14 protein-coding genes are annotated in these 12787 nt (G+C 47.2%); 6 read left to right on the forward strand and 8 right to left on the reverse strand.

All coding sequences use genetic code 11. The features are described 5' to 3' along the window. Positions 1-32: 32 nt before the first annotated feature. The 8 genes from ACNQFG_RS12675 to ACNQFG_RS12710 all read right to left on the reverse strand — a co-directional run bounded on the left by ACNQFG_RS12675 (position 33) and on the right by ACNQFG_RS12710 (position 8377). A complete protein-coding gene (locus tag ACNQFG_RS12675) occupies positions 33-242 on the reverse strand; it encodes a transposon-transfer assisting family protein (protein ID WP_223474523.1) in 210 nt (69 codons plus the stop codon). Continuing rightward, a complete protein-coding gene (locus ACNQFG_RS12680; RefSeq protein ID WP_223474524.1) occupies positions 226-1143 on the reverse strand; it encodes an LPD16 domain-containing protein in 918 nt (305 codons plus the stop codon). Before ACNQFG_RS12680 ends, ACNQFG_RS12675 begins: the two co-directional genes overlap by 17 nt. After that, on the reverse strand, positions 1143-2957 hold the full coding sequence (locus ACNQFG_RS12685) for a DNA topoisomerase (RefSeq protein WP_423405165.1): 1815 nt from the start codon (positions 2955-2957) through the stop codon (positions 1143-1145). Before ACNQFG_RS12685 ends, ACNQFG_RS12680 begins: the two co-directional genes overlap by 1 nt. After that, positions 2944-4581 (reverse strand): recombinase family protein, encoded by a 1638-nt coding sequence (locus tag ACNQFG_RS12690; protein WP_097773931.1) that lies wholly within the window; start codon positions 4579-4581, stop codon positions 2944-2946. Before ACNQFG_RS12690 ends, ACNQFG_RS12685 begins: the two co-directional genes overlap by 14 nt. An 81-nt stretch (positions 4582-4662) precedes the next feature. Next, positions 4663-4845 (reverse strand): hypothetical protein, encoded by a 183-nt coding sequence (locus tag ACNQFG_RS12695; RefSeq protein ID WP_005945116.1) that lies wholly within the window; start codon positions 4843-4845, stop codon positions 4663-4665. Positions 4846-5068: 223 nt separating this feature from the next. Continuing rightward, on the reverse strand, positions 5069-5410 hold the full coding sequence (locus ACNQFG_RS12700; protein WP_005924687.1) for a replication initiator protein A: 342 nt from the start codon (positions 5408-5410) through the stop codon (positions 5069-5071). Positions 5411-6206: 796 nt separating this feature from the next. Beyond that, the gene (gene mobQ, locus ACNQFG_RS12705) at positions 6207-7784 is read right to left on the reverse strand and encodes a MobQ family relaxase (protein WP_044954172.1); all 1578 of its coding nucleotides are present in this window, start codon (positions 7782-7784) and stop codon (positions 6207-6209) included. Between the two features lie 269 nt (positions 7785-8053). After that, positions 8054-8377, reverse strand: a complete 324-nt coding sequence (locus ACNQFG_RS12710) for a DUF3847 domain-containing protein (RefSeq protein WP_005924694.1) — start codon at positions 8375-8377, stop codon at positions 8054-8056. Positions 8378-8457: 80 nt separating this feature from the next. On the opposite strand from ACNQFG_RS12710, the gene ACNQFG_RS12715 reads away from it, so the two are divergent. From ACNQFG_RS12715 to ACNQFG_RS12740, 6 genes are all read left to right on the forward strand, one after another. Then, positions 8458-8997 (forward strand): RNA polymerase sigma factor, encoded by a 540-nt coding sequence (locus ACNQFG_RS12715; protein WP_223383315.1) that lies wholly within the window; start codon positions 8458-8460, stop codon positions 8995-8997. After that, positions 8990-9685: a DUF4367 domain-containing protein gene (locus ACNQFG_RS12720; RefSeq protein WP_005924698.1), complete on the forward strand. Its 696-nt coding sequence runs from the start codon at positions 8990-8992 to the stop codon at positions 9683-9685. The genes ACNQFG_RS12715 and ACNQFG_RS12720 overlap by 8 nt, the downstream gene beginning before the upstream one ends. A gap of 171 nt (positions 9686-9856) precedes the next feature. Continuing rightward, entirely contained in the window at positions 9857-10243 is a 387-nt protein-coding gene (locus tag ACNQFG_RS12725; RefSeq protein ID WP_223383317.1) for a hypothetical protein, read from the forward strand. A 156-nt stretch (positions 10244-10399) separates the two neighbouring features. Then, a complete protein-coding gene (locus ACNQFG_RS12730; RefSeq protein WP_223383318.1) occupies positions 10400-10792 on the forward strand; it encodes a hypothetical protein in 393 nt (130 codons plus the stop codon). A gap of 11 nt (positions 10793-10803) precedes the next feature. Then, positions 10804-11511 (forward strand): hypothetical protein, encoded by a 708-nt coding sequence (locus ACNQFG_RS12735; RefSeq protein ID WP_015536562.1) that lies wholly within the window; start codon positions 10804-10806, stop codon positions 11509-11511. Between the two features lie 192 nt (positions 11512-11703). After that, positions 11704-12648: a trypsin-like serine peptidase gene (locus ACNQFG_RS12740; protein ID WP_223389532.1), complete on the forward strand. Its 945-nt coding sequence runs from the start codon at positions 11704-11706 to the stop codon at positions 12646-12648. Positions 12649-12787 lie beyond the last annotated feature (139 nt).

The following is a 12787-nucleotide window of genomic DNA, read 5'->3' on the forward strand; positions in this document are numbered from 1 at the left end:
TAGTATATAATTCCGCCCATAGGCGGTAAAAATCAGTTGAGCGGAAATTCCAGTTCGGCAAACTCGGCATCGGTCATAAGTTTCAGCTTTTCAATGACCTGTTCGGACAGTTCTCTCAGGGCAGTTTCATCAGGCATCAGGTAACACTGCATCAGCCGCAGCTCCTGCATCAAACCCAGCCGGGAGCCGGAATTGTAGAGCATCATCAGCATCAATTCTTCGCCATTAAAGTTCACGAGCATCCCTCACTTTCCGGCACCCAACGGGGCTGCACTCCGGGGCATCGCATTTTTCTTTTGCGTTAGCCAGTGAAGCCAGCCTTTCCAGCGTGGAAGGGCGATGGTTTGCGCCCAGTTCTTCGGCTTCGGCGGCTCTGTCCATGATAAAATCGTAGTCCTGTATCAGCCGCCGACCTTTTTCCATGTGATGTGCTTCCAGAATTTCTTCCCGGACTTCCTGAATCGTCAGCTCCGGCGCGTCAATCTGGCCGCTGTCCATCACAGAGTAATCGCTGTGATAGAGGGTGTAATCCCAGCCATCGTCACAGGACTGGATAGCAATATAGCCTTTTCCGCCCAGTTCCCATGCACCTACTTCATCCTGTGTCTGGATTTCCGGGTAATAGCTGGCTCCATTGCGCTCCATGACCTCTGCAAACTGGCAGATGTGGAACATATCACCCAGTCCACCAACATCAAAATGATACTCGTCCCAATGTTCCAGCCGTGTCGTGAAACTTCGGCCATCCGGGTAGTCCACCTGAATCACACCGCCATTGGGAACACGGTACAAATCCTTATAGCTGCTGTCGATGAGCCGCACATCATCCCTAGGAATGGACGGATCTTCCCAGATGCGCCGCTTACGGATGCCGGAATCCGGGATGTTGTCGAGGATTCTCACGCTTTCCAGTTGAATAGCCCTGCGGGGGTCATCGGATAGCTCAAAAAGGAACCAGTTCCGGGCGGCAGGAATGGCATTTCTGCCATCGGGCGGCAGATACTCAAAGGGAATCTGTCCCTTTTCCAACGGCAGCAGGGTCAGCTTGTCATAGGTGGCGTAGCCAACGCCGGAGGTGTTTTCCCGCAAATGCAGGTATTTTTCGTTATTCAGCAGATAAACAGCTTCGTCCAGCACACTCATCAGCGGCCACCCTCAAATTCCAGCGAAAACTTACTGCGACCGTCGGCTTCGGTGAACAGCAGGACGGTGGCGTTGTAAACCTTGCCCTTGGCACTCTTGCAGTCTTTCAGCCGGACACGGCCATCGCGCAACAGCTTGTCGGCTACATGAGCATCCAGCCGTTTGCCCAACCGCTTGAAGAAAGCATTGTCTTTCCACAGAATAAAGCGGCAGGGATTGGCTTCACAAAACCAGCCTTTTTCACGTTCCACAACAGATTTGCCACAGTTCGGACAGACACCAATCACTTTATTTTTCATAAGCGCACTCGCTCCTTTCACGGCCTCGGTGGTGTTTACCAGCGAGGAGATCATATCGTTGATTTCAGTCATAAAAGTTTCTGGCTCCATCTCGCCACGCTCCACGCGCAGCAGTTTTGTTTCCCAGTCAGCAGTCATGTCGGCGGACTGGATTTCTTCGGGCATTACGGTGATAAGGGCTTTACCTTTGTCGGTGGGCAGCAGCACCTTGGTTTTCTTGTCGCCCTTGCGCTCCAGAAAGCCTTTTGCCACCAGCTTTTCGATAATAGCCGCTCGTGTAGCCGGAGTTCCAATGCCCTGACGCTCTGCATCCTCTGGCATACTGTCCGCGCTAGCTGTTTCCATAGAGTGCAGCAGAGTATCCTCGGTGAAGTGTTTCGGAGGGGATGTCTGTCCCTCTTTCAGTTCAGCACCAGAAATGCCACACTCGCTTTGCTCCTGCACATCCGGCAGAGCAGCAGGCTCTTTCTTTTTGTCCAGCAGATCGTCCAGCATTTTGCGCTCAATGCCTTTCCAGCCCTCGTCCAAAACCACCTTGCCTTTTGCGGTAAATTCTTCCCCGGCGCAGATGGTGGTCAGGACGGTTTCTGCACAGCGGTGAGGTTCTCCCATGGCGCAGAGCAGACGTGCCGCAATCAGCCGCAGGACGCTCAGTTCCCCGGCGGGCAAAGCTGAAAAGTCGGCCTGTACCATGCTTGCAGTAGGCAGCAGCGCATGGTGGTCGCTGACCTTGCTGTTGTTGATTACCTGTTCTGCATGGACGGGTACAGCTTCCCCCACGGAAAAGGCTCCCGCAACAGCCGACACCAGCCCCGGCAGGGATGCTGCCATGTCTTCCGTCAGAAAGCGGCTGTCTGTTCGGGGATAAGTGATGAGTTTCTTTTCGTAAAGGCTCTGCGCATAGTTCAAGGTCTGCTGTGCAGTAAACCCCAGCAAACGGTTGGCATCCCGCTGGAGCGTCGTCAGATCATAGAGCTGCGGCGGCTTTTCGTTTTTTTCTTTGCGTTCTACTTTTTGCACCACCGTGCTGACCTCCTTTCGGCAGTTGGCAAGCAGAGTTTCCGCATCCTCTTTCTGCGAGAATCGCTTGCTGGACGCTGTGCCGTCGCCCTCAAATGCCAGCGAAACCGTGTAAAACTTCTCCGGGGTGAATGCAGCAATAGCTGCTTCTCGCTGCACGGCCATCGCCAGTGTAGGGGTCATAACACGCCCAACCGCCAAAGACCGACCATACAGGCATGAAAAGAGCCGGGAACAGTTGATGCCGACCATCCAATCGGCACGTTCCCGGCAGAGTGCAGCCTGATACAGTGCATCATATTCTGTTGACGGTTTCAGATTTGCAAAGCCCTCCCGGATGGCATTGTCCTCCATGCTGGACAGCCACAGCCGGGAAACAGGCTTTTTACACCCAGCCTGTTCGTAAACCAGTCGGAAAATCAGTTCGCCCTCACGCCCTGCATCTGTAGGATAGTTCTCGGAGGTGACTTTTCTGACTTTGTTACTCGATGGCATCCAATGGGCCGATAAAGCGGTAGAAAATCTGGATTTTCTGGACGTATTCGCCATCGACCTTTTCCGCTCTGGATACCAGAATCTTGTCAATCAGCTGATGCAGAATCTTATAGTTCAGTTCGGTGATACCAGCGTACTTGCTGACTTCATCAATAAAATCCTGAATCTTGTCCAGCTGATCGTGTTCAGCACGGCCTTCCCGCTCGTACTGCTCAATCTTCTCGGTCAGTTCAGCCTGTTCTTTGTCGTAGCGATCTGCAAGCATTTGAAAACGTTTCTCCGGGAGAAGTCCCTTTGATACGTCCTCATAAAGTTTTGCATACAGGTCTTCGATTTCTGCGATTCGTGCTTTACACTGCTTCAAATCCCGTTTGTGCTGCGCCCGGTCAGAGGACACCCGGAGGTGCATCTGATTTGCAATCTTCTTCACAAGGGCTTCCCGATTGCTCACAGCGGCCTTTGCGTGTGCCTGAATGTCCGCAAAGACAGCTTCATGCAGAACACGGGCTTCCAAATTATGCGAGTCACAGGCTTTCGCACCATATTTCCGATAAGTGCTGCAACAATAAAAGGTCTGATCCAGAACACTGTTACGTTTGCGCCTGTGCTCGACCTTGACTAACATCGTTCTGCCGCAGTCTGCACAGCGGACGATGCCTTTGAAGATATTGTCGTAGTCGGTCTTATCGCACATAAAACTACTGGAACGGCTGTAAAGGATTCGCTGCACGTTCTCCCAACGGTCTTGTGGGATGATTGCTTCATGTGTATTCGGAACGATAGCGCGTTCTTCAAACGGAATATAACGCCGCTTTTTGGATTTCATGGACACGGTGGGCTTGGCTTCGTAGATGATGTGTCCGGCGTAGACTGGGCTGTGCAGAACCTGACTGATATAGGCACTGTCCCAATCATACATCTTTTCATCATCAATAAAGCGGCCAAACATCTCTTTCTTGTAGTAACACGGCTTCAAGACTTTTTCATCGTGGAGCCGCTTGGCGATGCGGTGAAGCCCCAGCCCTTCCTCTGCCATTGAATAGATATACTCAACAACGGGGGCGGTGTTCGGGTCGATCACAAGGTGATTGTGGTCGGCAGGGTCTTTCTGGTAGCCAAACGGTGCGCCGCTGGAGATATACTTTCCACTTTTCTTGCGTGTCCGAAGGGCACTCTTGATCTTTCGGGAAGTGTCTTTGGCGTACATTTCATTGATGATGTTTCGGAACGGGGCAATATCCATCTGAGATTGCTCGTTGGAATCATAACCATCGTTGATTGCAATATAGCGGACACCGTGTTCAGGAAAGAAGATTTCCATATACGTTCCGGTTTCGATGTGGTTGCGTCCAAGTCGGGACTGGTCTTTGGTAATGACTGTTGCCACCTTTCCTTCCCGGATATCATCCAGAAGTTCCTGAAAGGCAGGGCGGTCAGAGTTCGTACCGCTGTAACCATCATCAACATAGTACTGGCAATTCCCGAAACCGTTGCGTGTGGCATACTCCATAAGCATTGACTTTTGAGTGCGGATGCTCAGGCTTTCGCTGTTTGAACCGTCATCTTTTGACAGTCGGCAGTATAAAGCAGTTACTTTTTTGTCCTTTTCCATGTGTACCTCCATAATGGAAAAGAGACCTCATCAATCACATTGTAGCGGATGCTGCGTGACGATGCAAGCCCTTTTCCGCAGTAAAACGTCCAATTAGCCAGCGGCGAGATACGATTCGGCAGTTTTACGAATTTCTTCTTCCACAAGCCGCTGAAAAAGCGTATTCATCGGCACATTGCCGATATAATGGCGTTCCACGATCAGGCGCACGGACTTCGGACTTCTCGGCGCACGTTTGCGTGTGGTGGGCTTCTTCTCAGATTTTTCTTTGTTCAAGGGCAGACCTCCTCATTCATGTGGTGCAAATACGGAAAGGAATGGATGGATTCTATTCGTTTTTCTCTTTTTGTTTTATTACGTTGGTTAGGTGAAAGTTTTCTTCGATACAGTCTTAAAGGCTGCTATACTGCATAGGAAAAATATCTTTTGCAGATGCCATTAAGAATCTGCATCACAGAATCGTGATTTTGGCGGTTCTTGAATCGTGAAAAACGCAGAACTATTCAACATTTGGAATTTTCACAAAGATGTGATTGGGCGAAGAAAACCGCGTTCGTCTGCGCTCAATCAATCCCGCAGCGTCCAATTCCTTAAGCGCACTGGAAACACTGACAGTGCTGCGCCCTAGCTGCTCAGCCAAAGAGCAAATCGTAAAAATGACAAACACGAATCCACGTTCATCTATCCAGAGATTTTTCTGCGAGAGTGTGGCACGGTCGAGTAGCAACACATAAGTCATTTTTGCAGTCTGACTCAGGTCAAGTTCCAAAAGGAAGCGTGGGTATGGGAGAAACGGCGGCAGCGGAGTTTGCGTGGTAAGATATTCTGAAATGTTGATCACCTCCAGCTGAAGCAGAAATCAGGAACAAAGAGTATGTAACGAGAATTGGAGGGTTCCAATTCTCCAGTCGCAGAAAAGCACGAAACAAGTGCTCAACTGCGTTAATAAGTTAAGGTCTCCCATATTGGTCCTCGACTTCCCTAGGAGTGGGGAATCGTCCGGCGGCGGGCTTGCACCGCACCATTGGCATTTCAGCCACCCCGTCTTCGTTATGACCGGGCTGCGAGTTACAGAAGTACCTTTTGTGAAGTACCGGACGATTGAACTATTCACTTGTCAAGGAACATATGGAAGATTTCTGGACTTTGACGGACGAAAAACATCCTTCTACTTGGTAGCCGATGAAAAAGGCCATTTCGTAGCATTGCAAGCAATTTTGTAAACAAAACGTCATAATAGTCCGAGAATGGTCTTGAAAAAGATGCCCTACACTTGGTAGGCATCGAGAACGCCTGTTTCGTAGCATTGGTGAGAAACTTGTAATTGAATTGTAATTCTTGAGACCAAATCTCCGCTTTTGAAAAAATCCTCTCAATAGGTAGGCAACGAAAACAGCCCAAAGACAACCATCTTTTTGAGAATTAACAAAAAGGTCACAAATGACCGGCTTTCAAAGAGGCGCTTCTACTATTAACAGAAAAAGTGGCCTAAAATGGGGGGTGTTGGAGAAAATTTCTGCCTTAAAAGTACGCCTCTACTCACTAGCCAGCGAGAATAGCCAAAAGCCAGCAAAAAACAAATGAATTATGTACTTCTGCCACTGATTGCAACGGCATATCGGTGACAGAAAGATCGTTTAGAGCGATTCTTCGCGGTTTGGGGTGGTAGAAATCGTTTTGTAGTTGGACTTTTTCTGCTGAAGCTGCTCCAGCTGTTTCAGCACCGATTCCTTCTCCGGGGGCTTGCCGCCCGGTGTGGAAAGCTGCTGCTTATTCAGCACCATGTCGATATACTTGCGGATATTTTTCAGGGCAGAGACATCCGGCTGCAAGGTTTCCAGTTTGGTACGCAGTTCTGCGCTGCCGGATTGCAGCGCAGAAAATTCGGCATCCAATGCCGAAAAATCTACCGCTGTGCTGCCGTTCAGTTTCATCAGAGTGCGGACAGCTTTATTAAAGGTGTCCAGCTCCTCTTTGTGCTGGGCGGCATAAGCGTCCTTGGTCAACTTGAAGTTCTTCTTGATAAAGGTGTCGTGGATGGGCTTCAGCTTGGCATGGGCGGCGGCAGCATCCTTGATCTGGGCGATTGCCCGCATACGGTTTTCGTTCTGCTTCAACTGCCTACGGAGAGGGGCGGCGGTCTGGTTCAGGTTAGAAATTGCGGTATCCAGATCCTCGATGGTGTTCAGAGAATGGGCTTTCAGATAGTCCACCGCCCGTTTGACTTCCTCAAAGTCTCGGACAGTGCATTTCAGTTTTGCCTTGCCAGACCAATCGCTGCGCTGCTCGTTGCGGAGGTTGAAGTAATCCACCAGCAGGTCGGACAGCATTGGCTCCTTGGCTTGTTCCAGTGCATCCAAAAGAATCTGCTTCTTTTCATTCAGGTCTGCGATCCAGCGTTGCAGCCCACGAATCGCACTGCGGATGGACTGCATCAGGCTATTGGCGGCGCGAATATCCCGGTTCAGGTTGCCGAGAAAAGTTTCCACTCCACGCTTTTCCATCTGGTGTGCGGCGGGACCGAGATGCACGGTCGGTATCTGCTGGATGCCCTGTCGCTCAAAGGAGCGCAGGTCAACACGTTCCGGGCGGCCAGCCGCTTCCAAATAGCGGTTGGTAATGGTCTCCCAGCCATGCCGCCAGACCTCGGCATACTTCTGGTCGTTCCAGTCCACCGTGTTTTCCTTGTGGCACTTCCAGTTGCCGGAAGCGAGCCGGATGCGCTCACCGTTCTCGTCAAGGTCGTACACCTTTCTGGCTTTCGGGAGCCACTTGCCGTGTTCATCTATTGCCCGGAGCGTCAGCAGAATGTGAGCGTGTGGGTTTCCATCTCCCTTGTCGTGGATGGCAAAGTCGGCAATCATCCCTTTGGAAACAAACTGCTCCTGACAAAACTCTTTTATCATGGACAAATACTGCTCCTTCGGCACCTCCACCGGGAACGCCAGCACGATGCGCCGGGCAAGCTGGGAGTTCCACTGGTTCTCCACAGCTTCTACGGCGTTCCAGAGGGTCGCCCGGTCTGCATATCCGGGCGGCGCATAGGATGGCAGCATGATCTCAGCGTGGACAAGCTCTTTCTTCTTGTTGTAGAATTTTGTTCTCTGGTCGTACTCGCTGAACAGCCGTTCGCCGCTTTGGTAAGCGGCCCCGGCAACAGCGGACTGCCCTTGGCTGCGCTTGACGATGGTAATTTTGAAATGCGGACACGGAATAGGCATCACCCCCAAACAAAAAGACCGCCCAGCAAGATTGCTCTTGGTGAACGGTCTGGAATTGTATTCGGTTTTGCTCGCCGCCTTAGAACGGAGTGCCATGCGCTTCGATCTCAGGCGGGAGCCGCAAAAGGATAGCTGCAAAGCAGCGCAAGGAAAATGCAGTTTTCCTTGGGATGGAATCGGGCTGGCGCACAAACGCCAGCTTCGATTTCATCGAGCCGTCTGCAAGACCGCAATTTCACCGGAACGGTGTATAATTGCGCCCTTTATTCTAAAGGGTGCGGAACGCTGCGGCTTTCGTGCAGGTCGTGAATCATCTTTGCAAGAGCCAGCGCAACTTCCGGCTGACGGAACGCAATTTTCAGCAGCTCCATCACCTGATCGTTGGTGAGTTCTTCCGGCGCAATCAGAAAACTTTCCAGCATTCCGGCACGGGTACACAGCCGATGCACACGGGCCTTGCGGGTCAGCTCCGGTATCTGGTGTTCCAGAATTTTCTCCCGGTGCTGGTAGTAGCGCAGCTGCTGTTCTGCTTTGGCTTTCTCGCTGCGGAGATAGGCGAGATCGGTTTTCGGTTGGGTCAATGGCATCACGCTCCTTTTCAAAAGTTGGTTGTATTCGACATTTTTATTGGTTCGTGGTACACTACACACAATCAATGTGAATAGAGGTGACTGCGTTGCTTGCGTTATATCTAAGTGTGCTTGATGATCGAAACTTTGAAGAAGATTTTACCGAGGTGTACAATACATACAAACGGCTGGTTTACCATACCGCTTACAAAATCATGGATGATTCGTATCTGGCAGAGGATGTGCTACAAGAGGTATTTTTGTACGTTGCAAAAAATTTTTCTAAAATTCATCGAGAAAACTGTCACGAACTCGCTGCTTATCTCGTTAGTTGTAGTAGAAGCCGTGCATATGATATGCTTCGCAAACAACGAGAAGAATTGCTGGAAGATGTCCCAAACGAACCAGATGCCGCTCCGGTGCCGGATGATGCAGCAGTTAGCACCGATAACATTGAACGTCTAACAGAACTGATTGGCCAAATGAAACCGATGTACCGTGATCCGCTACGCCTTTTGGCAATGGGATATACAAACCGTGAGATTGCAAAATCGCTGGGATTAACGGATGAAGTGGTACGAACACGGCTCTTTCGAGGACGAAAACTATTATGGAAGGAGATGAACAGCCATGAGTGAGCGGACAGACATTTCATTTGATGCGGCTTTGATGATGGCACTTCGTGCAGATGCGCAAAGAGAACTGGATTCGCTTCCAACGCCAAAGCAGTTTGAGGAAATCTACCCAGATACGTCCCAATGGGACGAACGAATGACAGAGGCCTTAAAGAAGAAAAAGCACCACCCAGTGTTGAAACGAGTACTAATTGCGGCATTGACACTCGTAATGCTGACGGTTGGTGCTCTTGCGGTCAGCGCTGATTTCCGCAGGGCAGTCTATACGATGATTCAAAAATTTCTGCCCATTGAGATGCAGCTGACTTATCAGGTGGATGGCGAACCGCTGGAGTGGCTCCCGGATGGATACAGCGACCATTATGTGCCGAACGGCTTTGAAATGGACGATGTGCAGAAATTTGAGCGAGCAGAAAACTTTTTACATGTTTACTCGTCAAAAGAAACAGAGGAAAGCTACACAGTCCGTTGCTCAATTATCCAGCCAGGGCAGCAGTCCCTGTTTGATAATGAGCATACAGTGTACGAAACCGTAAAGGTCGGAGAAGCAGATGGTGTACTTGGAACCAGTACGGATGAACATGGAAAGAATGTTTATACTCTAAGTTGGGAACATCGGGGGATTACACATACCGTTATGGGAAACATTCCATACGATGAGATTATGAAAATTGCGGAAGGTATCCGTTAAGAAAGCTGGACACTTGTGAGAGTTCACAAATGTCTGGCTTTCTTTTTGTCTGAACTTACAAAGATGGAAAATTTGAAAAATTTTCTCCTGAAAATTGAAACGAAGCGAATGCGAATTGCGTTGATTATACAAAGGCTCTTGATGGGAGCAAAAAAACGGAGGTGTATGTCTATGTCGAAAAAGCGTTTGTTGTCCATTGTTGTTTCAGCGGTGATTCTCTTGAGCTTTGCCTGCACCGCAATGGCCGCTGAAAAGTCTGAACGGTATGTAGGCGATAGTACGGTCAACGGATCTATTTACCAAACATACTATCAGGTTGATGCCCAGACTCGAACTGGAGTAAAGAAAATCAGCGTTTCAGGCGTTCTCTATGAAAAGGGGACAATTGGAACATGGCAAAAAGTAAGTAGCTGCTCAAACAGCAGCACGACCTCAACCTGCATGGTGAGCAGTAGCTTTAACACTAAGCCCGGAAAATCTTATAGGCTTGAGTATTCTGCGACCTTTAGCTATTCCGATGGACGGAGCGAAACCATTACCGGAAGTACCAGTAGATAAGTGGAGTTTGTTATATATTTCAGCAAGTTAGAAAGGTGTGAGGTAATTATAAAGGCGAGACCAACGCGAGTTATCCGATACCTAGCTATAGTCGCACTGTGCTTGCTTTTGGGCTTTATGCTTGGAAGAAAAAGCAAATATGAAAAACGAGATTATTTGAAACAATTCAAAATTGGAAAAGCAACATACTCTGAATCGTTGATATATGAGGCTTATGGCGGATTGCAAAATGATGGGATAATGTTAGCGGTATACTACGATGTGGATGCAGCCAAAATTATTCATCAACTCGATTCATGGGAGAAAATTAATGATTCTCCAACCATATCTTCTATATTAAAAAATGTGTCGTCATATTTTGGATTAGATTTTGTGATTCCTGAAATTGCAAGTGGAAATTTTTTTCTTTATGATAATAGTCAGCATAAGGAACTACGCTCGGAAGCCGAAATGAATACATTGCTTTTACATTCTGAAGATGTGAATTTTAGTCTCGTTGTCTGGGATGATGAGAAGCACACAATTTATATAGTAGAGTACAGAATTTAAGGAGGTTCGTTATGAAGAGGTTCGTATCATTAATTCTTTCAGTGTGTTTTTTGTTTTCGATAAATACTGTGTCTTATGCTGCTAACATAAGCAGCCGTAAAGCTAGCAATCCTGTTATTCAAAGCATGAATGATAAGTATCATGTTGATTTTTCGGGAATGTCGATAGATGAATTAAATAAGTTTATCGATAAGATGAAAGATGAAGATCAAACACGTGCATCTGGAAATTTGTTAAATAATACACAGCTTGCATGGTTGGCAGCTGCGCAAATTGCACGGGATAAGGGATATGAATGTGCGGCTCTTATGGTTGAATTCTCTGTATATAATATTGACTATTCTGAGAGTGTGACGGATTCTTCGACGCCATTGCTTGACAAGTTAAACACGACAACAGTTTTTAATAATTATAAAAACAAAGTACTTAATAGTGGCTTGAAAGATTTTAGTGGAGGAAGTTGGTCTTTTACAATTCAAAAGTCTGATAATGCAGATTTATTCTATGCATTGCATAGGGTAAGCACCTCTGGAACAGGCTTCATGATTGGTAATTCTATAATGTATTACTTGATTACCGTTCATGACACATTTGATTTTGCATATGACAACAACTATGACGACTTGTTTACTACTACAGTGAACAATTGGGCTTGGTTGTGCCAGCAGACGCATGTGTTGAATCCCATAGAGATAAATCTTAGCACGGCTATTGGATAAAAAATCAGTGGTATTTATTTTTTTGCGAAAGTAAAAGTTGAAATCTAAAATAAGGATGGCTCTAACGTATGAAAAATTTTACGGAGGTGTTTCCAATGCAGAGCAACTGATGTATAAGAAATCTTGTGTATACTCTAAAAGTAAAGAAGGAAAATTAAAATAGCTAGTGAAAAAATATCTCGTAGAATTTTTTTGAAAGCAAGTGGGATTGTGGCTCTTTCTTCAATGGAGCTTAACTCTGGGCTGACTGCTTTTGCAGATAATCAAAGTGATGGAAGCAAATCTCATATCGAGAGATACCATAGATACGATTTTGATACAAAAGAAGAATCTATAGAGGAAATTATAGTTGAAACCAATTCCTTCACGGATGGAGAGACAACTGCAGGCTATTTTCCAAATGGAAAGATTTCGGATATTGATCTATCCGATCTGTATGCGATTATCGGAAGCAATGATATCACTGTTGTTGATAATCCAACGGCAACACCATATTGTAGTACGGTATGCCTACAGATAACGACCAATAATGGAGGGACAAATTATGGTTCTGGATTTATGATTGGGCCTAATGCACTTGCAACAGCAGCACATAATCTATACAGTATAAAGGAAAAAGCCTACGTTAAGTCGGTAAATGTCGCACCTGCTCGATCTGATAATAGTAAACCTTTTGGAAGCGAAAATGTATCGGCAAGTTCGATGATTGTTAGTGATTCTTATCTTGCTGGAACAAGTTCGGAGGATTGGGCGATTATTACGCTCAAGAATAATTTAGGAACGAAAACGGGATGGCTTGGGTTACATTGGCAGTCTAGCAATTATTCATCATCACAGTTGGTGTATGCTTATGGCTATCCGAGCCAAATAAATGGTGCCGATGCGAGATATCGGATGTGTAAATCTTCTGGGTATATTAGAAGTCAGACTTCAAAATATCTCAAGGGCGATTGGGATTTGACAGGTGGCTTTAGTGGTGGTCCTCTTGTAGAATATATTTCTGGAGCTGGGTATGTAGCTATCGGAATCCATAAAGATGGAAGCACAATTGATGGTTCTTCATATCCAACTTCTTATACAGGGGCATTGAGAATAACACAATCGCTTTATACGCTGTTCCTTTCATACAGAGGTTGATAAAATGAAATGCAAACGGAAGATTATGGTTGGCATAGCATTTGTGGCAGTGGTTCTCTGCATTCTATTTCAATCGAATACATTCGGAAGAAAAAAATCGGAACTTATAATTGAAGAAGTTGACCTGAAGAACAATTGT

The organism is Faecalibacterium prausnitzii (assembly GCF_049532945.1).
In the GTDB taxonomy this organism is placed as follows: domain Bacteria; phylum Bacillota; class Clostridia; order Oscillospirales; family Ruminococcaceae; genus Faecalibacterium; species Faecalibacterium prausnitzii_N.